Annotated in this window: 23 protein-coding genes; 7 read left to right on the top strand and 16 right to left on the bottom strand. The window is 57.0% G+C overall.

Translation table 11 applies throughout. The features are described 5' to 3' along the window. Window positions 1–19 precede the first annotated feature (19 nt). From atpA to mioC, 11 genes are all read right to left on the bottom strand, one after another. Window positions 20–1,561: a F0F1 ATP synthase subunit alpha gene (atpA, locus tag AB5Y97_RS14040; RefSeq protein ID WP_005339342.1), complete on the bottom strand. Its 1,542-nt coding sequence runs from the start codon at window positions 1,559–1,561 to the stop codon at window positions 20–22. 15 nt (window positions 1,562–1,576) lie between these two features. Beyond that, window positions 1,577–2,110, bottom strand: coding sequence for a F0F1 ATP synthase subunit delta (gene atpH, locus AB5Y97_RS14035; protein WP_005339341.1), 534 nt, complete (start codon window positions 2,108–2,110; stop codon window positions 1,577–1,579). 13 nt (window positions 2,111–2,123) lie between these two features. Next, entirely contained in the window at window positions 2,124–2,594 is a 471-nt protein-coding gene (gene atpF, locus AB5Y97_RS14030) for a F0F1 ATP synthase subunit B (RefSeq protein WP_005339336.1), read from the bottom strand. Between the two features lie 54 nt (window positions 2,595–2,648). Continuing rightward, on the bottom strand, window positions 2,649–2,891 hold the full coding sequence (gene atpE / locus AB5Y97_RS14025; RefSeq protein ID WP_005307205.1) for a F0F1 ATP synthase subunit C: 243 nt from the start codon (window positions 2,889–2,891) through the stop codon (window positions 2,649–2,651). A gap of 58 nt (window positions 2,892–2,949) precedes the next feature. Continuing rightward, window positions 2,950–3,732, bottom strand: coding sequence for a F0F1 ATP synthase subunit A (gene atpB, locus AB5Y97_RS14020; protein ID WP_005339335.1), 783 nt, complete (start codon window positions 3,730–3,732; stop codon window positions 2,950–2,952). 8 nt (window positions 3,733–3,740) lie between these two features. Then, entirely contained in the window at window positions 3,741–4,151 is a 411-nt protein-coding gene (locus AB5Y97_RS14015; protein WP_019445506.1) for an ATP synthase subunit I, read from the bottom strand. A gap of 190 nt (window positions 4,152–4,341) precedes the next feature. Further along, window positions 4,342–5,250, bottom strand: a complete 909-nt coding sequence (locus tag AB5Y97_RS14010) for a ParB/RepB/Spo0J family partition protein (protein ID WP_267513758.1) — start codon at window positions 5,248–5,250, stop codon at window positions 4,342–4,344. Beyond that, the gene (locus tag AB5Y97_RS14005; RefSeq protein WP_005357226.1) at window positions 5,247–6,050 is read right to left on the bottom strand and encodes a ParA family protein; all 804 of its coding nucleotides are present in this window, start codon (window positions 6,048–6,050) and stop codon (window positions 5,247–5,249) included. The genes AB5Y97_RS14010 and AB5Y97_RS14005 overlap by 4 nt, the downstream gene beginning before the upstream one ends. Before the next feature lie 26 nt (window positions 6,051–6,076). Continuing rightward, the gene (gene rsmG, locus AB5Y97_RS14000) at window positions 6,077–6,703 is read right to left on the bottom strand and encodes a 16S rRNA (guanine(527)-N(7))-methyltransferase RsmG (RefSeq protein WP_088868104.1); all 627 of its coding nucleotides are present in this window, start codon (window positions 6,701–6,703) and stop codon (window positions 6,077–6,079) included. Between the two features lie 21 nt (window positions 6,704–6,724). Beyond that, window positions 6,725–8,614 (bottom strand): tRNA uridine-5-carboxymethylaminomethyl(34) synthesis enzyme MnmG, encoded by a 1,890-nt coding sequence (gene mnmG, locus AB5Y97_RS13995; protein WP_088868103.1) that lies wholly within the window; start codon window positions 8,612–8,614, stop codon window positions 6,725–6,727. A 508-nt stretch (window positions 8,615–9,122) separates the two neighbouring features. Then, window positions 9,123–9,572 carry an FMN-binding protein MioC gene (gene mioC, locus AB5Y97_RS13990; RefSeq protein ID WP_005355827.1) on the bottom strand — a complete coding sequence of 150 codons (450 nt, stop codon included), beginning with the start codon at window positions 9,570–9,572 and terminating at the stop codon, window positions 9,123–9,125. 396 nt (window positions 9,573–9,968) lie between these two features. On the opposite strand from mioC, the gene AB5Y97_RS13985 reads away from it, so the two are divergent. The 5 genes from AB5Y97_RS13985 (at window position 9,969) to fhuB (ending at window position 17,499) form a co-directional block, all read left to right on the top strand. Continuing rightward, the gene (locus AB5Y97_RS13985; protein ID WP_368158207.1) at window positions 9,969–12,065 is read left to right on the top strand and encodes a TonB-dependent siderophore receptor; all 2,097 of its coding nucleotides are present in this window, start codon (window positions 9,969–9,971) and stop codon (window positions 12,063–12,065) included. Window positions 12,066–12,144: 79 nt separating this feature from the next. Continuing rightward, window positions 12,145–13,791, top strand: a complete 1,647-nt coding sequence (locus tag AB5Y97_RS13980) for a multidrug ABC transporter permease/ATP-binding protein (protein WP_335844225.1) — start codon at window positions 12,145–12,147, stop codon at window positions 13,789–13,791. Between the two features lie 46 nt (window positions 13,792–13,837). After that, window positions 13,838–14,602 carry an ATP-binding cassette domain-containing protein gene (locus AB5Y97_RS13975; RefSeq protein WP_335844226.1) on the top strand — a complete coding sequence of 255 codons (765 nt, stop codon included), beginning with the start codon at window positions 13,838–13,840 and terminating at the stop codon, window positions 14,600–14,602. Between the two features lie 33 nt (window positions 14,603–14,635). Continuing rightward, window positions 14,636–15,520, top strand: a complete 885-nt coding sequence (locus AB5Y97_RS13970; protein WP_335844259.1) for an ABC transporter substrate-binding protein — start codon at window positions 14,636–14,638, stop codon at window positions 15,518–15,520. After that, on the top strand, window positions 15,517–17,499 hold the full coding sequence (gene fhuB, locus AB5Y97_RS13965) for a Fe(3+)-hydroxamate ABC transporter permease FhuB (RefSeq protein ID WP_368158204.1): 1,983 nt from the start codon (window positions 15,517–15,519) through the stop codon (window positions 17,497–17,499). Before AB5Y97_RS13970 ends, fhuB begins: the two co-directional genes overlap by 4 nt. Before the next feature lie 418 nt (window positions 17,500–17,917). On the opposite strand, the gene AB5Y97_RS13960 is transcribed toward fhuB, so the two are convergent. The 4 genes from AB5Y97_RS13960 to AB5Y97_RS13945 all read right to left on the bottom strand — a co-directional run bounded on the left by AB5Y97_RS13960 (window position 17,918) and on the right by AB5Y97_RS13945 (window position 20,531). Next, a complete protein-coding gene (locus AB5Y97_RS13960; protein ID WP_368158202.1) occupies window positions 17,918–19,237 on the bottom strand; it encodes a type II toxin-antitoxin system HipA family toxin in 1,320 nt (439 codons plus the stop codon). Continuing rightward, window positions 19,237–19,491: a helix-turn-helix domain-containing protein gene (locus AB5Y97_RS13955; protein ID WP_368158200.1), complete on the bottom strand. Its 255-nt coding sequence runs from the start codon at window positions 19,489–19,491 to the stop codon at window positions 19,237–19,239. Before AB5Y97_RS13955 ends, AB5Y97_RS13960 begins: the two co-directional genes overlap by 1 nt. 169 nt (window positions 19,492–19,660) lie before the next feature. Continuing rightward, on the bottom strand, window positions 19,661–20,089 hold the full coding sequence (locus AB5Y97_RS13950; RefSeq protein ID WP_042013332.1) for a DUF86 domain-containing protein: 429 nt from the start codon (window positions 20,087–20,089) through the stop codon (window positions 19,661–19,663). After that, window positions 20,082–20,531, bottom strand: a complete 450-nt coding sequence (locus tag AB5Y97_RS13945) for a nucleotidyltransferase domain-containing protein (RefSeq protein ID WP_368158198.1) — start codon at window positions 20,529–20,531, stop codon at window positions 20,082–20,084. Before AB5Y97_RS13945 ends, AB5Y97_RS13950 begins: the two co-directional genes overlap by 8 nt. A 446-nt stretch (window positions 20,532–20,977) precedes the next feature. On the opposite strand from AB5Y97_RS13945, the gene AB5Y97_RS13940 reads away from it, so the two are divergent. Beyond that, on the top strand, window positions 20,978–21,595 hold the full coding sequence (locus tag AB5Y97_RS13940; protein WP_103251851.1) for a recombinase family protein: 618 nt from the start codon (window positions 20,978–20,980) through the stop codon (window positions 21,593–21,595). Here the strand turns inward: AB5Y97_RS13940 and AB5Y97_RS13935 are convergent. Continuing rightward, complete coding sequence (locus AB5Y97_RS13935; protein ID WP_103251847.1) at window positions 21,592–21,915, bottom strand: hypothetical protein; 324 nt, start codon at window positions 21,913–21,915, stop codon at window positions 21,592–21,594. The genes AB5Y97_RS13940 and AB5Y97_RS13935 overlap by 4 nt on opposite strands. A 738-nt stretch (window positions 21,916–22,653) precedes the next feature. Here AB5Y97_RS13935 and hsdR point away from each other — a divergent pair. Then, window positions 22,654–25,119, top strand: coding sequence for an EcoAI/FtnUII family type I restriction enzme subunit R (hsdR, locus tag AB5Y97_RS13930; RefSeq protein WP_368158196.1), 2,466 nt, complete (start codon window positions 22,654–22,656; stop codon window positions 25,117–25,119). Window positions 25,120–25,227 lie beyond the last annotated feature (108 nt).

The raw sequence follows: 25,227 nt of genomic DNA, 5'->3' as shown, positions 1-25,227 counted from the left end.
CTCACGCTGCCACACACGCTTACCAGGTCTGGGTTGCTTTGAAGCTATCCAGCAACGCAGTCAGCTTGCCAACGATCGCGTCGTTGTAGTCGGCTTTGGCATTGATTTCAGCCATCAGCTCGGCATGCTGGGTATTGGCGTAAGAGAGCAGAGCGGCTTCGAAGTCGACGATCTTGTTCAGCTCGACATCGGAGAGATAGCCTTTCTCGGCAGCGAACAGCACCAGAGACTGGTGAGCCACGCTCAGCGGAGAGTACTGCTTCTGCTTCATCAGCTCGGTCACTTTCACACCGTGATCCAGCTGCTTGCGAGTCGCCTCGTCCAGATCGGAAGAGAACTGGGCGAATGCCGCCAGTTCGCGATACTGGGCCAGCGCGGTACGGATACCACCGGACAGCTTCTTGACGATCTTGGTCTGAGCAGCACCACCTACACGGGATACGGAGATACCCGGGTCAACCGCCGGACGAATACCGGAGTTGAACAGCTGTGACGTCAGGAAGATCTGACCATCGGTGATGGAGATCACGTTGGTCGGAACGAACGCAGATACGTCACCCGCCTGGGTTTCGATGATCGGCAGCGCGGTCAGAGAGCCGGTCTTGCCTTTCACTTCACCCTTGGTGAACTTCTCTACGTACTCGGCGTTAACGCGAGCAGCACGCTCCAGCAGACGGGAGTGCAGATAGAAAACGTCACCCGGGTAAGCTTCACGTCCTGGCGGACGGCGCAGCAGCAGGGAGATCTGGCGATAAGCTACGGCCTGCTTGGACAGGTCATCATAGATGATCAGCGCGTCTTCACCGCGGTCACGGAAGTACTCACCCATGGAGCAACCGGCATACGGAGCCAGGTACTGCAGAGCAGCCGCTTCGGAGGCAGAGGCAACCACCACGATGGTGTTGGCCAGGGCGCCGTGCTCTTCCAGCTTGCGCACCACGTTGGCGATGGTGGAGGCCTTCTGGCCAATCGCAACGTAGACACACTTAATGCCGGAATCTTTCTGGTTGATGATGGTGTCGATCGCGATGGCGGTCTTACCAACCTGACGGTCACCGATGATCAGCTCACGCTGGCCACGACCGATAGGGATCATGGCATCGATGGCTTTCAGACCGGTCTGGACCGGCTGGTCAACAGACTTACGCTCGATAACGCCCGGTGCGATCACTTCGATCGGCGAGAAGCCGTCGTTGTCGATCGGACCTTTACCGTCGATCGGCTGACCCAGGGTGTTCAACACCCGGCCCAACAGACCACGACCTACCGGCACTTCCAGAATACGGCCAGTACCTTTTACTTTCATTCCTTCTGACAGACCGTCATAGGAACCCATAATCACCGCACCGACGGAGTCACGCTCCAGGTTCAATGCCAGAGCGTAGCGGTTGCCCGGCAGCTCGATCATCTCACCCTGCATGGCATCAGCCAGGCCGTGAATACGAATGATACCGTCGCTCACAGAGACGATAGTACCTTCGTTACGCGCTTCGCTCTTTACATCAAACTGCGCAATGCGCTGCTTGATCAGCTCGGCGATTTCAGTGGAATTCAGTTGCATGCTCTAATACCCCAATCAAGATTGCAGCGCGTCAGCCATGCGATCCAGCTTACCGCGGACTGTGCCGTCGATTACCAGATCACCGGCCTTGATGAGCACCCCGGCCATCAAGGACGCATCGATGCTGCAATTCAGCTTCACTTTGCGCGCGAGACGTTGTTCCAGAGAAGCCTGAATATTGGCTTTCTGCTGGTCGGTCAGTTCGATCGCCGAAATCACGTCAGCCTGAACCTCTTTATCCAGTTCAGCTTTGAACGCTACAAATTCAGCAACGACCGCCGGCAGCACACCCAAGCGACCATTCTCGGCCATCACCCGGATCAGGTTCTGGCCATGCACGTCGAGTTGCTCACCGCAGACACCGACAAACAGCGTTGCCAGCTCTTCGGCGGCCACAGAGCCGTTTACCAGGTTGTGCATGGTCTCGTTTTCCACTACTTGCGCAGCGAAACCGAGCATACCCAGCCACTGGTCAACCGCCTTGTGCTCAACGGCAAACTCGAAAGCAGCCTTGGCGTAGGGGCGAGCGATTGTAGTCAGTTCAGACATAGCCCCGTTCCCGTTACAGTTCTGCTACCAGTTTGTCGACGATGTCGCTGTTGGCAGCCTGGTCGATTTGACGCGCCAGGATCTTCTCTGCACCAGCAATGGCAAGAGCAGCAACCTGCTTACGCAGTTCTTCTTTGGCACGATGACGTTCAGCTTCGATCTCGGCACGGCCCTGAGCCAGGATTTTTTCCCGCTCAGACTGGGCACCAGCGGCAGCTTCATCAATGATCTGGGCTTTACGTTTGTTAGCCTGCTCAATGATTTCAGCAGCCTGCAGCTTGGCTTCTTTCAGCTGATCGGTGGCGTTGGCCTTGGCCAAATCCAGATCTTTCTTGGCACGTTCGGCAGAAGAGAGACCGTCAGCAATAGCTTTCTGACGGGCTTCGATGGCTGCAATCAGCGGCGGCCATACGTACTTCATGCAAAACACTACGAAGAAGAAAAAAGCAATTGCTTGGCCGAGGAGGGTGGCATTGATATTCACAGCCGATGTCCTCTTAAGTTAGTTAATGGGTTATGCCTGGAGAGTCGTAACGACTTAGCCAGCAACCGCAAACATCACGTACAGACCCAGACCAACGGCGATCATCGGGATCGCATCCACCAGACCCATTACGATGAAGAACTGGGTACGCAGAACAGGGATCAGATCCGGTTGACGAGCAGCACCTTCCAGGAACTTGCCACCCAGGATACCGATACCGATGGAAGCGCCGATAGCAGCCAGACCCATCATCATTGCAGCAGCGATGTACAGCAGGTCCATGTTCAAGTTTTCCATGAGGATCTCCAGTTATTTAGATGTAATTGATTGTATAAAAAGGATTATTTGAGTTGCATCAACCATGGTCTTCCTGCGCCATCGACAGATAGACGATGGTCAGAACCATGAAAATGAATGCCTGCAAAGTGATGATCAGGATGTGGAAAATTGCCCAAGGCACGGACAGGATCCACTGTGACCACCAGGGTAACAAACCAGCAATCAGGATAAAGATCAGTTCGCCAGCATACATGTTGCCGAACAGTCGAAGACCCAGAGAAACAGGTTTGGAAATCAGCGTAACAGTTTCCAGGATGAGGTTAACCGGGATGGCCGCCGGGTGGTTGAAAGGCTGAAGCGTCAGCTCCTTCACAAACCCGCCGATACCCTTGACCTTGATGCTGTAATACAGGATCAAGAAGAACACGCCCAAAGCCATGGACATGGTGATGTTAACGTCAGCAGAGGGAACCACACGCAGATAGGGAATACCCATCAATTGTGCAGCGTGAGGGATAAAGTCAACGGGGATCAGATCCATGAAGTTCATCAGGAAGATCCACACAAACACCGTCAGCCCCAAAGGTGCGATGACCTTGTTGCGACCGTGAAAGATGTCTTTGACGTTACCATTCACAAACTCGACCAGCATCTCCACAAAGCACTGCAGCTTACCCGGCACCCCGCTGGTAGCGTTAACGGCTACTTTGCGGAACAGCAGGATAAACAGGGCGCCTAGCACGACGGAAAATACCATTGAGTCGATATTGACCGTCCAGAACCCGGACCCGACTTGAAGGTGGGTCAGGTGGTGGGAGATATATCCCTGAGGAGTCAGGACTTCTCCGGTTGCAGACATGAGTTTTCCTAATAGTGGTTGTTAAGCGTGAATGAAACCATCCACTGTACAACGAGGGCGAGGATATAAGTGGCGAAAAACGAGACGGTAACGACCTCGACTCCCGCACCAAACATCAGGGCGAATAGACCTGTTGTAGAAATGAGCTTAATCCCTGCCCCACCATAAAAGTCCCGCAAAACCAGGCCCACACTCTCGGTTGTCACCTTGCGGCGCAGCACCCAGACAGTAAACAAGGCTTGAGGAACCCAGTACATCCCCCCTCCGTAGAGGGCGGAATAACCGGCGCTGGCACCAGTCAGGTAAAACCAGACGGCACTCATCGCCAGGATCAGGATGAGCTGACAAACGAGCATAACCAAGGCCAGTGTCAAACCTTCCAAGGCTATTTTCTGCTTCACCAACCTACCCCTGAACATTACAGAACTGTAAAAAATCGGGATCCGAAGACCCCATGTTAACAGCTCTTAAAGCCGGTCAAATTATACCCTTGAGGGCAGCTATTGCAATATGACAAAAATCCTTAATTTTTGCGGCTTTCCGCGGCAAATCAGGGTTATGGTCATATCAAAAGGAATGGATGTTTTATTACTACAAAAAGCGTAAAAATCACGATTCCGACACGCCAAAATAGCCCAATATACGGTCCAAATCGGACAAATTCTCGTAACTTATTACTAACTTCCCGCTATCCCGCTTGCCAGGCTGAAGTTGCACCTGATTGCCAATTTTTTCTGCCAGTTGGCGCTCCAGGTAGCCGATCTGCGGATCACGGGCCGGTTCGACCCAGGCTTTTGCCGGTTCGAGCGCTTTTTGCACCAGCTTCTCGGTATCGCGTACGGTCAGCCCTTTCTGGGCAACTAGCTTGGCCAGTTCAGACTGGGCCTGGCCGCTCAGGGCCAGCAGGGCACGGGCATGGCCCATGTCGAGGTCGCCATGCTCGACGAAACGCTTCACGTCGTCGTTGAGCTGGTTGAGACGCAACAGGTTGGTCACCGTGGTGCGGGACTTGCCCACCGCCTCGGCCACCTGCTGGTGGGTGAGTTCGAATTCGGTCAGCAGTCTTTGTAGTGCGACCGCCTCTTCGATGGCATTGAGGTCTTCCCGCTGAATATTCTCAATCAGCGCGATGGCGACGGCAGCCTCGTCGGGTACATCCTTGACGATGCAGGGCACCACCTCGAGCCGCGCCAGCTGGGACGCGCGCCAGCGCCGTTCACCGGCAATGATTTCGAAGGATTGTTCGCCGAGAGGACGTACCACGATGGGCTGGATCACCCCCTGAGCGCGGATGGAGTTGGCAAGCTCTTCCAGTGCATCCTGGGACATGTCCTTGCGGGGCTGGTACTTGCCGGACTGCAACCACTCCACCGGCAGCTTGCGCAGCTCGCCCTGATTGGTGGGGGCCATGGCCTCTTCAGTACGTTGATCGCTCATCACCTGTTTCTGGCGGGCAGCCGTGCTGGTACTGAGCAGGGCATCCAGCCCCTTGCCCAGTCCACGTTTTTTCGGAGTCATATGCTCTCTCGGTCTGCGATGGTCGCCTGACGTTCCTGCTCCTGGCGGCGCAGGATCTCGCCAGCCAGTGCCAAGTAGGCCTTGGCGCCCACCGATGATTTGTCATAGTGCATGGCCGGGGCACCGAAACTCGGGGCCTCAGCCAGTCTAACGTTGCGGGGAATGATGGTGCGGTAGACTTTGTCGCCAAAGTGCTGTTTTAGCTGATCGGACACATCATTGGCCAGCCGGTTGCGGTGATCGAACATGGTGCGCAGCACCCCTTCGATCTTGAGCTCCGGATTGACCACAGCGGCCAGCTTGCTGATGGTGTCGACCAGGGCGGTGAGCCCCTCCAGCGCGTAATATTCGCACTGCATGGGCACCAACACGGAGTCGGCGGCGGCCATGGCGTTCACGGTCAGCATGTTGAGAGAGGGCGGGCAGTCGATGAAGACGTAGTCGTATTTGTCCCGCACCGATGCCAGCGCATTGCGCAGGCGGATTTCGCGGGCGAAAAATTCCATCAGGCGGATTTCGGCCGCGGTCACGTCAGCATTGGCGGCGATCAGGTGATAACCCCCGGTAGTTTCGGGGATGATCACTTCGCTGATGGGGGCATCCTCGATCAGCAACTCATAGGCGGTGCGCTCGACGTCATACTTGTCGACACCGCTGCCCATGGTGGCATTGCCCTGCGGATCCAGATCGATCACCAGCACCTTGCGCCGGGTGGCAGCCATGGAGGCGGCCAGATTCACACAGGTGGTGGTTTTACCCACTCCACCCTTCTGGTTGGCTATGGCGATGACTTTTCCCACACGATCCCCTAAATGAAACTGCGACCCTATTCGGGCTGGATATGTTTGAATTCCAGCAGATGACGTTCGCCTTCCAGCTCCGGCACCCGCAACTCATGACAGGCTACCAGACGGATATTGGCAGGCAACTGGGCCAGCTCCTGCTCGGGATATTGTCCCTTGAGCGCCAGGAAACTGCCCTGTTCTGACGGCAGGTGGTGACACCAGCTCAGCATGTCCTCCAGCGAGGCAAATGCCCGACTCAGTACACCATCAAATCCCACCTCGGGTTGATACTCTTCAACCCGGGATTTGACCGGCGTCACATTGGTCAGACCCAGCTCCAGGACTACCTGACGGATGAAGTTGATCCGCTTGCCCAGACTGTCGAGCAGGACGAATTGCTTGTCCGGATTGATGATGGCCAGCGGCAATCCCGGCAGGCCGGGTCCTGTCCCCACGTCGATGAAGCGCTCACCGTGCAAGTGGGGGCTTACCACCAGGCTATCGAGGATATGCTTGACCAGCATGGCGTCCGGATCTCGCACCGAGGTGAGATTGTAAGCCTTGTTCCACTTGTGCAGCAACTCGACCAACTGCACCAGTTGGCTCTTTTGGGTATCGGTGATAACAATTTCGGCCTGCTTGAGCAGGCCGTTCAATCTTTCCAGCATATTTTCCAACGGTAAGAATCCTCAGGCGGTTTTACGCAGCAGGCCGTGTTTTTTCAGGTGAACCAGCAGGATGGAGATGGCCGCCGGGGTGATGCCGGAGATGCGGGAAGCCTGACCAATGGTCTGCGGTTTGGCATCGTTCAGCTTGGCTTTCACCTCGTTGGAGAGGCCATTCACATCGCGATAGTCCAGATCCAGCGGCAGCAAGGTGTTCTCGTTGCGCAGCTGCTTCTCCACTTCATCGTGCTGACGCTCGATGTAACCGGCGTACTTGATCTGGATCTCAACCTGTTCGGCCGCGGCAGGATCGGTCACGGAAGGGCCGACCCCTTCGATGGCCATCAGCGCATCATAGGTCACCTCGGGGCGACGCAGCAGCTCTTCCAGACTCTGTTCGCGGGTCAGCGGGGTGTTGACCAGGGAATTGACTGCCTCCAGTGACGGATGTTGCGGGTGGATCCAGGTTGAACGCATGCGCTGACGCTCCAGCTCGACCTGTTCCATCTTGGCGTTGAATTTGCTCCAGCGCTCGTCATCCACCAGACCCAGTTCGCGACCGATGGCAGTCAGGCGGATATCGGCGTTGTCTTCCCGCAGCAGCAGGCGATATTCGGCGCGGCTGGTGAACATGCGGTAAGGCTCGCGGGTCCCCAGGGTGGAGAGATCGTCCATCATCACGCCCATGTAGGCCTGATCCCGACGCGGGTTCCAGGGATCCTTGTCCTGGGCACGCAAGGCCGCGTTCAGACCGGCCATCAGGCCTTGTGCCGCCGCCTCTTCGTAACCGGTCGTGCCGTTGATCTGGCCGGCGAAGAACAGGTTTGGAATGCACTTGCTCTCCATGTTGGCCTTGAGATCCCGCGGATCGAAGAAATCATATTCGATGGCATAGCCGGGGCGGGTGATGTGAGCGTTCTCGAAGCCGCGCACAGAACGGACGATCTGCACCTGCACGTCAAACGGCAGGCTGGTAGAGATCCCGTTCGGATAGAGTTCGTGGGTGGTCAGGCCTTCCGGTTCGACGAAGATCTGGTGCGCAGTCTTGTCGGCGAAACGGGTGATCTTGTCTTCGATAGACGGGCAGTAGCGCGGGCCGATCCCCTCGATCACCCCGGCGTACATGGGGCTGCGATCCAGGTTATTGCGGATCACTTCGTGGGTACGCTCGTTGGTGTGAGTGACGTAGCAGGGCACCTGACGGGGATGCTGGCTGGCATCGCCGATAAACGAGAAGACGGGGCGCGGATCGTCGCCGTGCTGTTCCTGCATTACGGAGAAATCGACGCTGCGGGCATCGATGCGCGGCGGGGTGCCCGTCTTGAGACGATCGATGCGCAGCGGCAGTTCGCGCAGGCGCTGGGCCAGGGCGATCGAGGGAGGATCCCCGGCACGGCCGCCCTTGTAGTTTTCCATCCCTATGTGGATCAACCCGTTCAGGAAGGTACCGACCGTCAGCACCACAGTTTTGCCGCTGATGCGGATCCCGCTCTGGGTGACCACACCGGCAACACGATCCCCATCCATGATCAGATCGTCACAAGCCTGCTGGAAGATCTTCAGGTTCGGGTAGTTCTCCAGCATCTGGCGAACGACAGCCTTGTAGAGCAGGCGATCCGCCTGGGCACGAGTGGCTCGTACTGCCGGGCCCTTGGAGGAGTTGAGGGTGCGGAACTGGATCCCGCCAAGATCGATGGCACGCGCCATGATCCCGCCGAGTGCGTCAACTTCCCTGACCAGGTGTCCCTTGCCGATCCCGCCGATCGCCGGATTACAGGACATGTGTCCCAGCGTATCGATATTGTGGGTCAGCAACAGGGTGTTCATGCCCATACGGGCTGCCGCTGTTGCTGCTTCGGTTCCGGCATGACCGCCACCGACGACGATCACATCAAATTGTTCATGGTATTGCATTGGGATCACCTTGATCTGCACGCCTGAAGATCTTTATTTGCCTGGGCTAAAGGGCGGAACATTCTATCTGTTTCGCGTCCTGAGGGGAACGTCTACTTAACGTTCAGTATGAAGGGAGGATCCACTAATTAGATCTTAAGGATCTTTAGATCGATCTTTTACTGGATCTCTTATTAGGATCCGCCCTTTCTGTTGATAAGCACTTTTTGATCATAAAGATCATTAATTTAAGGACGATCCTAGCTTGTGGAAAAGCTTGGATCCTGGCCCGGTGAACGAGGGGATAACCAGGACTTTTATACACAGAGGTCTGTCGTTCTGGATCTAATACATGGATAACTATAGGTTTTGCAGAGCTTTACACCGTAGTTATGCACATTACCCCTGGGCGTTGTGGGTAACCTTGTAGAACAACTCCCCCGGATCAATCTGTTAATAACATGGTGGATAGTCGATCTGGGGATAAGTGGGGAGATCAAGCTTTTTTTCAGGATCTCCCGTACGCTGATCAGGCGATCATCGTCATCCAGTCGCGGATCCACACTTCTGCGGCATCTTCGGGGATCTCGTGTTGGGTCACATCAATGTCGAGCCGCTCGCCGATCCGGCTGGCTCCGCACTCGGCCAGCAGCCGATCCAGCGTCTTGCCACCCTGGCAAAAGGTGTCATAACTGCTGTCACCAAGGGCGATCACGCCATATTTCAATGAATTAAGATCCGGATGCTGCTCGGCAAGATCCTTGGAGAAGGGTTGCAGGTTGTCGGGCACATCCCCGGCACCATGGGTGGAAGTGACCACTAGCAGGATGGATCCCGCATCATCCAGCACCTCTGCCAGCTTGGCCGGGTTGTGGATCCGGGTCTGGTGGCCAGCCTGTTCCAGCAGGTTGGCGACGTGGTCTGCGACATATTCGGCGGCGCCCAGCATGGAGCCGACGACGAGATTGAGTTTGGCCATGGAATGGATCCTGATTTCAGACAAAGAAACGGAAAGCCGGATTCTACCGCCAAAGGGTGTGGATAAATATGGATAAAGCTTGGGGATAATGGATCCAGTCAGATAATGCCACCGGATCCATCCTGCCGATCTTTTTTCTGCTTCTTTATATTCCTCTCCATTTTCTTCTCCGCTAATAGCTCTCCTGATGGCTCCCATCTCCCGCGAAATCCTGCCAACGATGCAGCTAGATAACAATGTAGATGCAAATGATTAGCAATTATTGAATCGATTCGATCACGGCTCCTGTAGTAGGATTGCGCTGCTTTATTCGCCCATGGAACAGGGTGATGTCGTGACAAACGACCACAAATAACAATTAAAACAACATAACTCATTGATAAACGAGACTTTAATATGATTGCGCAAAAATACACTACAGGACCCGGCAAGAAGGGCGCCTTCGGCGTGCTTTCGCTCTCCGGTTTGATCGTCTCTCTGCCGCTGATGGCCGAACAAACCACCGCTGAGCTGCCCAAAGCCAGCGAAACCATGGTGGTGACCGGTACGGCCATGAAGGTGGAAGTGCCGATGGCCGAGACCCCTCGCGCCGTCTCCGTGGTTAATCGCGAGGAACTGGATCAGCACGCCGTGTTGCAGCTGGATGAAGCGATTCGCTACCGTTCCGGCGTATTGACCGGTCTCTATGGATCCGACAACAACACCGACTGGTTCAAGGTGCGTGGCTTCGATGCCGCCTCTTATCTGGATGGCAACCGCTTGTTTGGCACCGGCTACTACGTCTGGACGCCGGAACCGTTCGGTCTGGAGAGTGTGGAAGTGCTGAAGGGGCCTGCCTCGATCCTTTACGGTGAGGCGCCTCCGGGCGGGGTGATCAATGCCATCAGCAAGCGACCGACCGCCACGCCGCAAGGGCAGGTGGATCTGCAGCTTGGCAGCCGGGATCATCGTCAGGTCGGGGTGGATGTCTCTGATGCGCTCTCCGACAACAGCCGCTACCGCATGGTTGCTCTTTATAAAGAGCGTGATGGCGTGCTCACTGGCACCTATAACGATCGGGTTTATCTGGCGCCCAGCGTCACCTTCGATCTTTCGGATCGTACCAGCCTGACCCTGCTGGCCAGTTTTCTGCACGACGAAGGGGTCCCGACCAACGGCTTCTTCCCGGTCTATGGCACCCTGAATACGTCAGGTGGCCAGATTGATCCCTCTACCAACCTGAGCCAACCGGATTACGATCGCAACCGCAATACCCAGATCTCCACCGGTTACGAGCTGGCCCACCAGCTCAACCAGACCTGGGAGTTCAAGCAGAACGTCCGCTTCAACTACAACGATCTGCTGCTGCGCCAGACCTATATCTTCCCGACCTATGAAGGCACAACTGCCAGTCGTGGCCTGGTTTACCGCGATGGCAATACCAAGAGTGCCACCATGGATAACCAGATGGTGGGCTACTGGAACACCGACAGCACCGAGCAGACCTTGCTGCTGGGGGTAGATCTGCAGCGTCACGTCAATGAAGGGGTCGAGGCCGACAACTACGGTATGGGCACCATCAATACCATGAACCCGGATTACAGCGGCTTCCCCGGTTTTGACGAGTCGACCGCCACTCACCAGAAGAGCAGCAAGGGCCAGAGCGGCCTCTATGCCCAGCACCAGATCCGCTGGGACGATCGCTGGTTGTTGACTGCCGGTGGCCGTTTTGACTATGTGGAGACCCACAACACCAATACCAGCAAGGACGAGCGCCAGTACGATAACGAGCTCTCCCTCTCGGGCAGCCTGATGTATCTGGCTGACAACGGCCTCTCTCCCTACTTTGCCTATGCCGAGTCGTTCGAAGTGCTGCCGGGGATCGATCCTAACACCCGAAACTCCTACAAGCCGCTCAAGGGCAAGCTCTACGAGACCGGCGTGAAGTATGCTCCTGCCTTCCTCGACGGTTACATCAATCTGGCGCTGTTCGATCTGGCCCAGACCAACTCGCTGGTCTCTACCGGTTCCGGCCAGCAGACCCAGGCGGGTGAAGTGACCTCTCAGGGGGTTGAGCTGGAAGGGAGCGTGCAGGTGACCGATGCACTGCGTCTGACCGCTGCTTATACCTACACCGATGCCAAAACCAACGACACCGGCAGTGGCGATCGCCGTGCCAGCCTGATCCCGCGCCACCAGGCCTCCTTCTGGGGTAACTACAAGGTGCAGCAAGGGGTGGCTTCAGGTCTGGAGCTGGGTACCGGTGTGCGTTATATCGGTTCCAGCGTGGGTATTGGCGCAGTGAATGCGGACTACACCCCCATCTACGGCTCTGCCGAGGTGCCGGCCCATACCGTCTGGGATGCGATGATCGGGTATGACTTTGCCAAGAACTGGCGCGCCCAGCTCAACGTCAACAACCTGCTGGGTGAAACCTACGTGGCCAGTTGTGACTACTACTGCTACTACGGCGAGCCGCGCAGCGTAGTGGGCAGCATCAACTACCGCTGGTAATCGAAGTCGGGCGGGAACCGGATTCCCGCCCTTCTTTTCACCTGCAGTTGTTCTGATCTCTCTGGAATACCGGTCCGTTATGGAACTCTTGTCTCTGGTTTATCGCCAATATCGTTGGCCCTTTATCACCATTACCCTGCTCAGTCTGCTCAGTGCCGTCAGCGGGATTGGCGTCATTGCGTTTATCAATCAGTCTCTTATCGAATCTATAGGTGATCCGCTGCCGATCCTCGGTCAGCTGGTCGGCCTGATTGTGTTGCTGCTGGTGATCACACTCGGATCTCAGCTGGCCCTGACCACTCTCGGTCACCATTTTGTCTACCGGTTGCGCGGCCGTCTGCTCAAGCAACTGCTGGATACCGATGTCGCCCGCATCCGCCAGATTGGTCAGGGGCCGCTGCTGGCCTCCCTCTCCAGCGATATCGGCCAGATCACCATCGCCTTCGTGCGCCTGCCGGAGCTGGTGCAGGGGCTGGTGCTCACGCTGGGCTCTGCCTTTTACCTCGGCTGGCTCTCTCCTGCATTGCTCGGGGTGACTGCGCTCTGGGTCACCGTCACCATGGTGGTGGGCTGGTTGCTGGTGAACCGTGTTTATCGCCATCTCTCCCACATGCGTCAGGCCGAAGATCGGCTCTATCAGAACTATCAGGCCATCATCGCGGGCAGCAAGGAGCTGGCGCTCAACCGCGAGCGGGCTCACTTCGTTTACCACCAGCTCTATGAGCAAAATGCCCGTGACTACCGCCAGCAGATCATTCGCGCCGACACCTATCACCTGAGCGCGGTGAACTGGTCGAATATCATGATGCTGGGGGCGATCGGTCTGGTCTTCTTTCTGGCCAACGGCCTTGGCTGGGCCAACACCAATGTGGCCGCCACCTTCGCGCTGACCCTGCTGTTCCTGCGCACCCCGTTGTTGCAGGGGATTGGCGCCCTGCCGACCCTGCTTGCCGCTCAGGTGGCGTTCGACAAGATCGCCGTCCTCAATCTGGCCGAGGCGGATGCGGACTTCCCGCTGCCGCCCGCCATCCGCCCCTGGCTGCGTATCGAGCTGGAGCAGGTGAGCTTTCACTATCAGGGGGAGGGCGGTTTTGCCGTTGGCCCCATCGATCTGGTCATCGAAAAGGGGGAGCAGATCTTCATCATCGGTGGCAATGGCTCCGGCAAGTCGACCCTGGCCATGCTGCTGACCGGACTTTACCAGCCGGTATCGGGCCGGATCCTGCTGGATGGTGAGCCGATCACCGATCGCAATGGCTATCTGGCGCTCTTCTCCGCCATCTTTACCGACTATCACCTGTTCCAGCACCTGCTGGGGCCGGAACCCAAGGATGAGCTGGTGGCCGAGTGGCTGGAGCGATTGCAGATGGGCAGCAAGCTCACCATCGAGGATGGTTTTATCGCCGATATCGATCTCTCTCAAGGGCAGCGCAAGCGGGTCGCCCTGCTGCTGGCGCTGGCCGAGCAGCGCGAGGTGATGCTGTTTGACGAGTGGGCTGCGGATCAGGATCCCCAGTTCCGCCGCATCTTCTATCAGGTACTGCTGCCGCGCCTCAGGGAGATGGGCAAGACGGTGATCGCCATCAGCCACGACGATCACTACTTCCCGCTGGCCGATCGCCTGCTGGAGATGCGCCAGGGCCAGCTCACTGAGCTGACCGGGGCGCGCCGCGCCGAAGTGAGCCGCGATGCGATCGCCCATCTGGATTGCGAGGTGCCGGCTTGATACCGGCACCGATGAGACTGGCGGCAAGCCAGCACAGGAATTGCTTATGTTCGAGATGAAATCAGCCAGCTTCACGGTCAATGACCGCACGCTGCTGCACCCCACCGACCTGCGTTTCGAGCAGGGACAGGTCTATGGCCTCATCGGCCACAATGGGTCGGGCAAATCGACCCTGCTCAAGCTGCTGGCACGCCAGCAACCTCTCAGTGACGGCGAGATCCTGTTCGATGGCAAGCCGCTGCCCGACTGGGGCAACCGGGAGTTTGCCCGTCAGGTGGCCTATCTGCCCCAGCATCTGCCGAGCGCCGAGAATCTGCTCGGGCGGGAGCTGGTGGAGATGGGCCGCTACCCCTGGCGCGGCCTGCTGGGCCGGATGGGGGCGGAGGATCACCGTCAGGTCGAGCGGGCCATCGCCCTTACCCATACCGAACGCTTTGCCGATCGGCTGGTGGATACCCTCTCCGGCGGCGAGCGGGGCAGGGTCTGGCTGGCGATGCTGCTGGCGCAGGAGAGCCGCTTTATCCTGCTGGACGAGCCGCTGGCCGCGCTGGATGTGGCCCATCAGGTGGAGGTGCTGACGCTCGTCAAGCAGTTGAGCCGTCAGCTAAACCTTGGGGTCATCATCGTCATTCACGACATCAATATGGCCTCCCGCTTCTGTGATCGGCTGGTGGCGCTCCACTCCGGCCGCCTGCTTACCCACGGTGAATCTGAGGGGCTCATGACCAGCGAGACCCTGCACGCCATCTATGGCATTCCGATGGAGGTCATTCGCCACCCGGCCCATGCCCATCCTATCGCCATCGTCTGACCGGGGGCATCCTTGAACCGTTTATTGAAGAAGATGGCTCCCTGCCTTATTAGCCTGCTGCTGCCACTTGCGGCGCAGGCCGATACATCCCCGATCGCCTCTGCACCGCTACCCCGTATCGCCACCGTCGACTGGACCATTGCCGAAACCTTGCTGGCGCTCGGGGTGACGCCGCTGGCGGTGGGGGATGCAGGCCCCTATCAGGCATGGGTCGGCGAGCCACGGCTACCCGCCAGGGTGGTGGATATCGGCCTGCGCACCCAGCCCAACCGTGAGCTGCTGGCGGAGCTCAAACCCGATCGCATCCTCATCTCGCCGCTTGCGGCCCCGCTGGCGCCAACTCTTTCCCGCATCGCGCCGGTGAGCACCATCGCCCTCTATGATGGGCAAACCGATCTGTGGCAGAGACTGCACGAGGTGACCCTGACCCTCGCCCGCATGGTGGGCAAAACTGCCGAGGGCGAACGGCTGCTGGCCGGGCTGGATCGGGATCTCGCCAGCATGCAGGCCAGATTGCCTGCGGATCTGCCACCTCTGCTGGTGGTGCAGTTTATCGATGAGCGCCATGTGCGGGTGTTTGGTCGCCACAGCCTGTTCGATGCGGTGATGACGCGGCTCGGGCTGCGTAATGGTTGGCAGGAGCAGACCAATGACTGGGGTTTCTCGGTGGTCAGTATCGAGCAGTTTATGACCTTGCCAACCGCGCGGCTGGTGGTGGTCGATCCCATCCCGGTAGGGGTGAGCGAACGGCTGCAGGAGCCTGGGCTGTGGCAGCATCTGCCGCAGGTACGGCAGGCGCCCGTGCTGCATCTGCCTGCGGTCTGGAGTTTTGGCGGCGTACTTGCCGCCCGCCGTTTCGCCGGTCTGCTCAGCGATGCATTGCTGCAAGATGCCGAGCGTATGGAGGCTAGCCGATGAAGCGACTGCTCACATCGCCGCTGCTGCGGCCGGTCTCGATCCTGCTGGGGTTGATCCTCTTGCTCGCGTATTGGGAGCTGGCTCGCCAGCTGCCCGGTGCGCTCTGGTGGCAGAGCATCTTCGCCCCCAATCTGGATGATGTCAGCCAAGCGGTGGTGCATTTCAGCTGGCTACCCCGCTTGGCTGTCACCCTGTTGGCCGGGGCGGCTCTCGGGCTGGCGGGTACCCTGATGCAGCAGGTGCTGCGCAACCCGCTCGCGTCACCCACCACTCTTGGGGTGGCCTCCGGTGCCCAACTGGCGTTGATGATGGTGACCCTGTTTGCCCCCTCCTGGTTGCTGTTGGGGCGGGAGTGGATCGCCATGGCCGGTGGCAGCCTCGCGATGGCACTGGTGTTTGCCCAGGCCTGGCGTCGCCAGCTCAATCCGGTGGTCATCGTCTTTGCCGGGCTGGTGATCAACCTCTATCTGGCGGCCATCAGCATGGGGCTCCTGCTGTTCTTTCAGGAGGAGCTGAAAGGCTTGCTGGTGTGGGGCAGTGGCTCGCTAGTGCAGAACAGCTGGAGCGGGGTGAGTTACCTGTTGCCCCGCCTGCTGGCAGCCGCTTTGCTGGCCGCAGTACTGGTGCGCCCGCTGGCGGTGCTGGAGCTGGATGATGCCAGCGCCCGCAGTCTGGGGGTCTCCCTGCAGCATCTGCGTTTTGCCGGACTGGGGCTGGCGGTGTTTGTCACCGCTTGCGTGGTGAGCGTGGTGGGGCTGATCGGCTTTATCGGGCTGGCGGCGCCAGCCATGGTGCGGCTGCTCGGGATCCGCCAGCTTGGCCAGCGCCTGTTGTGGGCACCGATCCTCGGCGCCCTGCTGCTGGCGGCGACCGATCTGTTGTTGCAGAGCCTGAGCCGCTTCTGGCCAGTCTTGATCCCCACCGGCGCCATGACCGCCCTGCTGGGGGCGCCGCTGCTGCTCTGGCTGATCCCGCGCCTTGGCATCAAGTCGGGTACGCCGAAGGCAAACGCCGGCCTGCTGGTGGCTCGCCATCCGGCTCCGGCTCGCCTTATTGGCCTGTTGCTGGTCGGGTTGCTGCTGGCCGTGGTCGCCTCCCTGCTGGTTGGGCAGGGAATGACGGGCTGGAGCTGGCCAAGCTGGCTCCGCTGGCAGGCCCAGCTGGAGTGGCGGCTGCCGCGCACTCTGGCGGCGGGGGCGGCCGGTGTGCTGCTGGCGCTGGCGGGCACCCTGTTGCAGCGGGTCAGCAACAACCCGATGGCGAGCCCGGAGCTGCTGGGGGTGAGCGGTGGCACCTTTATGGGGGTGATAGCGACGGCGCTGTTGCTGCCTGCATTGCCCCTGCCGCTGATGCTGTCCGGTGGCCTGCTCGGTGCCTTCGCTTGTCTCTTGCTGCTGGTGGTGGTCAATCGCAAGCACGGCTTCCAGCCGGAGCGGATCCTGCTCTCAGGTATCGCCATCACGGCACTGTTTGAGCCGCTGCAGGCCATCGCGCTGGCCAACGGTGACCTGCGGGTGCAGCAACTGCTCTCCTGGATGTCCGGCTCCACCTACTACGTCACCCTGCCGGTGGCCTATGGGTTGGTGGTGCTGGTGCTGTTGATGCTGGCCGTCTGCCTGTTGGTGAGCCGCTGGCTCGATCTGCTGCCGATGGGGAGTGCTGTAGCGACCGCGCTTGGCATTCGCCTCAACCGTGCCCAGCTCGCCATCCTGCTGCTGGTGGCCGTGCTCACCGCCAGTGCCACCCTGGTGGTCGGGCCGCTCTCCTTCGTCGGTCTGTTGGCGCCACATATGGCCAAGCTGATGGGGTTGGTGCGGGCACGTTGGCATCTGCTTGGGGCCGCCGCTTCCGGCGCCCTGTTGATGGTGTCGGCGGACTGGGTCGGCCAGCAGATCCTCTTTCCGCAGGAGGTGCCGGTTGGGCTGGTCTCCACCCTGTTAGGGGGCGCTTACTTCATGTGGTGCCTGCGTCGCCTCTAGGTTTGTGGGCAAAAATAGACAATAAAAAGCCCGGGATAAACCCGGGCTTTTTATTGTCTGTCGTGCGGCTTACTTGCCGATGCAGAATGTAAATAATCTATTATCTTCAATATGTTAGTGACTTTTCGGGGGCCGCTTGGGGTAAAAGTAACTAAAACAGCATATTGAGAGGCCGCTCACGGGTTTCTGCTATCGTGCAGCGTTCCCACATAGTCCATTCTCGATCGTGCAGCCTTCCCATATGAATCAACGTGATGCCACCACACGCACTTAAAACCGTTTTTTAGGTGAGTTTTGAACATATTTTGAACCGACTGTAGCACCGTCCGGAACCTGGAAAGCCGCTTTACTCTTCGAACCGTGCAAGTTTCCCATAGGTAGTTTGGCTAACCGTGCAGTCATCCCACATACCGCCATTTTAATCCCAGCCCTTTATCAGCCTGGCTGAGCGGGCTTTTAGGCCCTCTAGAATGGTGCTGCTGATGGTATCGGGGAAGCCTGCTGGCAATTGCTGTGTAACGCGCTCAATAACATCATCAACGGAGTTGGCCAGTTCTGTCAGGATCTCTTCCATAGCAGAACGCTCAAATCCCACAGCTTTCGCCGTTTGGAAGAAATGACGCGGGAATATCTGCTCAATGGCGTACTTCTTTCCCTTGCTGCTTGCTAGGCCCATAGCGAGCTTGGCGTCCCTTCGGTTGAGGCCTCGACCGCCAAATACTGGATAGACAGATAGGATGTCGTAAAAAGGGGTCAGGCGAAAACGCCCTTCCGGCTCAATAAAGACCGAGAAGTTTTTTGCATGGCCATCGGTGGCCGCCAGCAGCCAGAACAGGACCTGAGATTTCATGAATAGGTAGCGATCCTGTTCTGGTGTCGCAGAGCCCAGCAAGGTTTTCATGATGTCAGTGATCCCCGGTCCTCCATGGTTCTCGTATTTCCGTGCTGACAGAACATTCAATACCTGACAGAAATCTTCTTGGGGAAGGCGCATGATCCAACTGCGATCGGCAGCGTAACGTCTGTCGAAGCGTTCCACAGCCAGTGCTTTGACCTGGCCAACCTGCATCATGAAGCAGTGAGGTACGGGTAGACCAAACTCCTTGGCAATCAGAGTGCAGAGATATTCGTTTTCTACGCTCTGGGAGAGGTCTATCGAGTAGGAGTGGCTTTCAATCTTGCCGATAGGGAGTTTGATAATGTGGGTTGTCGGCGTTGCGTTGAGTGGCAAGTACCAACGGTCATCGAGATAGAGCAGCGCAGTCTTTTCTTGCGCCCCGGCGATAGAGATCCGGAACTCCTCTTGCTCTCTGACCATCCCCAAAGGGATTCCTGATTTGTAGCTGGTCAGGATCTGCTCGAGCTCGTCATCGGAAAGTGCTTTGTAATCGATTCGCCTGACATCTGGAACGTCGTGCCCTTCGGTAACCAGCTGTAATGCCCCTACGCTATCCTGGCCAATGCAACTGAGCAGATCGAAGGGCTGGGTTGATGCCGCTTGATAGCGTGCTACAACCCTGTTTCTCACCTCCGTATTATCTGGCAGCAGGTTGTCGAAGAAGTTATAGGTTTCATCGCCCCGGTAGGCCTGATGGCGCAATGGCATGGAGAGTGAGATCGGACGGCTGCCCGGTTGTGCTAGCCATGACTCATGGTACTGAAACTGATGGGCGCCGCTGGTAGTTTTGGTGAATGTGCCTACCCGATAGCCGTTCATGTAGACAGCCAGATTGGCCATTACCACTCCTCCTTCCAGCCCGATGCCGAACTCTCGGATGACTCATTGCGGGGTTTGATATCCACTGACAATTCAAGCGCTGCGAGGATCTTGAACAGGGTTTCCAGCTTGGTGGACTCAGGATTGAGCTCGAAGCTGGAGACTGTGTCTTGCCTAATCCCCACTTTCTCGGCCACTTTGCCTTGAGAGAGCTTTTGAGAAAGCCTGGCATCCTTGATACAGGCGCTCAGCTGTTTGGCGCTGGTTACTTTCATGATTCGACAACCTGGTAGCGTGCCTTCTTCCAATTTACACGCTATGGCAGGTATATCAATGTTTACCTGCTATAGGAGGTAAATATAACTTACACGCTATAGGCGGTATTTAACACTTATCCCCTATAGCGGGTAAGAGAACGGTAAACGGAGATATGACGTCGAAGTTTCAATCAATATGGGCAGCCAACCAGTCGAGACCTTGCTCTGCAAACGTGAACAGCTGGTCGCTATAGCCTTGAGCAATGACGCTACGGATGATCTCGGGGTCAATATTCAGATAGTCGTGCACCAGCGCATTGCGAAGGCCAATGATCTTGCGCCAGCCGATTAAGGTGTCGGGGGATAGCTCACCACGCTGGGCCAGGATTTCGAATGCCTGATAGGCATCCTGTGGGGTATGACTTGCCAATGCTTTAGCCCAGTGCTTTGCCACGCCAATACACGCTTCGATAGACACTTGTAGAGTTCGCTCAGCTGCGCGGTACTCCAGATTGGAAAGCGCCCGCAGCGCCAGAATAGCCCGTATCTCTGACAGCTCGGCCTTATAGCGCGAGAGGCTGATACGTAAAGCTCCTATATAGGCGTTATCACTCATCTTTACTCCACTCCTCAGAATGATGTTTGCTGATATAGGCTTGGCGATGGGGATAACCAAGTTCCATCTGCGACATTATCCGCGCCTCCTCTTGCAAACGCCGCCCCTCATCACGGCTATAGAGAGGACGATTTGCATCTACTACCGCAAAAGCCAACGGAATCGGGGCCTGATTGATATCGACGACCGAAAGTTTCCCCTCTGCCAACCCCAGGGCACGTTGCCACTCCAGCGCGAGCAGTTCAGGGCGCAAGCGGTTTTCCAGTGCAGTACCCAGTGGTCCACTCTGTTTGATTGGATCAAAGGCCACCGCCAGATCCCAGTCGCTGGCAGAACCTGCAGTTCCCTTGGCACGGGAGCCGTAAAGCCAAAGCACCTGCACTTGGGGGTTGCTGTTGGCGAGGGTAATCAGCTGGTGAATAACATCGCTGTCGGGTTTCATATTGGTACGGCCATTTGGTCGTTTGAGACAGAGTTCTGGTTAGTATGGTGCCACATGGTTGGGCTTTTGTACGTAACTTCCAGTAGCCTGCCGCGCTGCGCTTGGCTGCTGGCTTGTTCGGTGAGTCGAAAAGATGACTCACCTCAAAGCCCAGCTTCTGTAGATTTCCTCCTTTGGCATCCCATTCAGCAGATCAGGAATGGTGAGCAACGTCGCTTAAATACTCAAATACAACTCAAAAGCGACTTTGTGATGACGGATCACATTTAAAGTTTGTGCTGTCAGATCAAAAGGCTATCGAAAGGTTGTGTTTCGAGCGTCATGTAGTGGTTCTAAAAAGGTATACCCCATAAAAACCACTTAATTCCCTCTCGAAAACCATATTGAAACCACTTATATTGAACCAATAATTTGGAACCAGTTTAAACAGACCGATGGGGTTTTCAATGTTCATTCGGGCGTATTTACGTGCATCGACAGTGGAACAGGATGCTGAGCGGGCACGAGAGCTTCTGATTGGTTTTGCTGCTGAGCATGGCCATCAGATTGCCAGTTTCTATGTGGAGAATGAGTCGGGAGCGACGCTGGACAGGCCTGAGCTTATGAGGCTGATCCGCGACGCTGCAGATCGTGACATTGTGCTGGTAGAGCAGATTGATCGTCTGGCCCGTCTCAATCAGACGGATTGGCAAACACTGAAGCAGCTTTTGGCACAGAAACAGCTCTCCATCGTTTCTCCTGAGCTTCCGACTTCCTGGGTAGCATTACAGGGGGACAGCCGCTCCGAGTTCACCTGCGCCATTTTGCAGGCTGTAAATGGCATGCTGTTGGATATGCTCGCAGCCGTCGCTCGTAAAGACTATGAAGATCGCCGTCGCAGGCAGCAGCAGGGTATTGCCAAGGCCAGAGATGAAGGGAAATACCGTGGTAGGCAGAAGGATGAGAAGAAGCGTCAGCACATCGCCAGGCTGTTGGTGACAGGCCACAGTTATTCCGCGATTCAGGAGATGCTTGGTTGCTCAAGGTACCTTATCGCCAGTGTGGCCAAGGAGGCGCGCAGTTAGCTCCAGAAGTAGTAATTTTTGATGACCGGCCCACCCTTGCGTTTTGGGCGTGGGGTTGTCTTGAGGGTTTTCGCTGTCCAGATAAGAGCGATGCTCAGCGCAGTGAACAGCCCGGCGGGCCAGTGCCAGCAGGCGAGTGCGGCAAGAGCCATTAACTGCAACCTGGCCGTGATGGGGCGCCTGGTGGCCCAGGCCAGTATTGGCCAGCACCAGTAAACCGGTGGCAGGCAGATCAGTAGCCATGCAAACAGCGTGTCGCCAAGTGCCATCAAGCCCAGCGCAACCACCGCCATGAGGGCTATATCAGCGATCGGTTTCATGGTGTCTCTCTTTTGCATGCGCCTTGTAGCTATACAGACTCCACACGAAGACAAGCGTGAAGAAGGCCAGCAAGCCTACCATTCCCCAACTGAACGCATCCATCGTGTTACTCCACCAATGAACATGATTTCAGCATGGCACCGAAGGTATTGGTGTTCAATCAACTTATTGAAAATGTTGATTTTGTTCGTTCGTGACAAAGTTGGAATACTGGAATCCAGTGGCTTATTGACCAGTGGAATCAGCGCCCTTATCCCCGGCCAATCTCTGTCCAATTCCTTTCCACATAACTATCTATCTGGAATCTTGGTGCGGATATTCCAGATAGTGGAATGTCGCTTCAGAACGAGCACCTGGAATATTGATAGGGCCCTTCCCATCTATCTGGAATGTTCGTGCTGTTTTTCGCTCTGGAATGTTGGCCACTCTGTCTGAGGTGAGTGGGAAAACCCGGTGTGCTGGAATTGATGGGGGCAGATTCCTATCTATCTGGAATCTAGGCCTCTGCATTCAGCGAGAGCCAAACCGGCTGACTTGCTATGGGACTAACTCAAGCGATGCCCTTCAACAATCATTCACTACGACCTAGTTATGCCATTGCCAGACGTTTCCTTGACCCGAAGGCATGCCATCAAGAGCAGCACCCCATGTTGCTTTATGAGTCTGAAATCAATAAAACCCGGCTGAATTTATGAGAGAATCTTGAGCAATATTGTCCCCCGACCGGAAGAGTGCTCATGGCCGAGATCAACAAAGCAACCCTCACCGAAGCCGACATCATCTCGAAATACCTGCTGCCTGCTATCAAGGCTGCTGGGTGGGATGACCTAACCCAGGTTCGCCAAGAGGTGAAGCTGCGGGATGGCAAGGTGGTGGTGCGCGGCCAGATGGCGGCACGCAAGAAGGTCAAATCGGCCGATATCGTGCTCTATCACAAGATGGGCTTGCCACTGGCGGTGATCGAGGCCAAAGCCAACAAGCATGAGATTGGCAAGGGGATGCAGCAGGGGCTCGATTATGCCCGTCTGTTGGATGTGCCGTTCGTGTTCGCCAGCAACGGCGATGGCTTCGTATTTCATGACAAGACCAATCCGGCCAAGCTGGAATCCGAGATCGCGCTGGAGGACTTCCCCAGCCCGGGCCAGCTTTGGGACAAGCTCTGCACCTGGAAGGGCTACACCCAGGCTCAGCTGCCTGTCATCAGTCAGGACTATTACTCAGATGGCAGCGGCAAATCTCCCCGCTACTACCAGCTGCAAGCCATCAACAAGACTGTCGAAGCCATCGCTGCAGGTAAACCAAAAGTATTGCTTGTGATGGCCACCGGCACCGGCAAGACCTACACCGCATTTCAGATCATCTGGCGTTTGTGGAAGGCGGGCGCCAAGAAGCGCATCCTGTTTCTGGCCGATCGCAACATTCTGGTAGATCAAACCAAGATCAATGATTTTCAGCCCTTTGGCTCGGCCATGACCAAGGTCACCGGGCGCACGATCGACCCCGCCTATGAGATCCACCTTGCCCTCTATCAGGCGCTCACCGGGCCGGAAGAGTTGCAGAAAGCCTTCAAGCAGGTCTCACCCGACTTCTTCGACCTGATCGTGGTGGATGAGTGCCATCGGGGCAGCGCCGCCGAAGACAGCGCCTGGCGCGAGATCCTCGAATACTTCTCATCGGCCACCCAGATTGGTCTCACCGCCACGCCCAAAGAGACCGAAACCGTCTCCAGCACCGATTACTTCGGTGACCCTGTTTATACCTACTCCCTCAAAGAGGGGATCGAAGATGGTTTTCTTGCCCCCTACAAGGTGGTGCGGGTTGATATCGATGTCGATCTGCAGGGATGGCGTCCCACCAAAGGGCAGATGGACAAACAGGGCAACCTGATTGAAGACCGTATCTATAACCAGAAGGATTTCGACCGCACCCTGGTGATCGACGAGCGTACTCAGCTGGTGGCCGAGACCATCACCAACTACCTCAAGAAAACCGACCCGATGGCCAAGACCATCGTGTTCTGCAATGACATCGATCATGCCGACCGGATGCGACGGGCGCTGGCGAACCTTAACCCCGAGCAGATGCTGAAAGATGATCGGTATGTGATGAAAATCACCGGCGATGATGACCTTGGCAAAGCCCAGCTCGACAACTTCATCAACCCGAAAAAGCCCTATCCGGTCATCGCTACTACCTCCGAGCTGATGACCACCGGCGTCGATGCCAAAACCTGCAAGTTGGTGGTGCTGGACCAAAACATCCAGTCCATGACCAAGTTCAAACAGATCATCGGCCGTGGCACCCGTATCGACGACAAGTACGGCAAGCTCTGGTTCACCATTCTCGACTTCAAGAAGGCCACCGAGCTGTTTGCAGATCCCCGTTTCGACGGTGAGCCGGAGCGCGTCATGGTGGTCAAACCGGCAGACATCAACAATCCGGATGAAGGCTTGGGCGATATCATCGATGGCGCCGATCCACTGCCTGCCGATGAACCCGGCGACCATGGCGATCCGTTTGCCCCCGGAGTCGATGAACAACCCGGCAGCTACACGACCGGTAGTGATGGTGGCCAGAGTGGCGCAGCTGGCCAGGGCACAGGCCCGCTGGGTGGCCCCGAGCCCGGAGTCAGCAAGTATTATGTCAACGGCGTGGCGGTCAGCGTCATCGCCGAGCGGGTGCAGTATTACGATGCCGATGGCAAGTTGGTGACCGAATCCTTCAAGGACTACACCAAGAAGACCCTGCTCAAAGAGTTTGCCACCCTCGATGCGTTCACCAAACGTTGGCAAGCCGCCGAACGCAAGCAAGCCATCATGGATGAATTGGCTCAGGCGGGCGTGCTGTGGGAGGTGTTGGAGCAGGAAGTGGGTAAGGAGCTCGACCCGTTCGACCTTATCTGCCACGTGGTATACGATCAGCCGCCACTGACCCGCCGTGAGCGGGCCAACAACGTCAAAAAGCGCAATTACTTCACCAAGTACAACGACACCGCCCAGCAGGTGCTTACCAGCCTGCTCGACAAGTATGCCGATCAGGGGGTGACCGAGATTGAGACCAAGGATGCGCTAAAAGTCGCCCCCTTTACCGAGCTGGGTCGCCCGCTGGAGTTGGCCAAGAAGGGTTTTGGTGGCCCCAAACAGTTCGAGCAGGCCATCACCGAACTGGAACAAGAAATTTACCGCGAGCAGCAGAGCGCCTGACGCCAGGGCTGCAACCGAACCACAATGCGGCCATTCCAATGATGGCCGCTTGTTTGATCGATCTTCCTGACGCATTCGCCCCTGTATTCGTCACCATTTTTGTAAAAA

Source organism: Aeromonas sp. R10-2 (assembly GCF_040908445.1).
GTDB lineage: Bacteria > Pseudomonadota > Gammaproteobacteria > Enterobacterales > Aeromonadaceae > Aeromonas > Aeromonas veronii.
The sequence above is the reverse complement of the archived record's forward strand: the minus strand, read 5'-3'. Positions and strand labels throughout refer to the sequence as shown.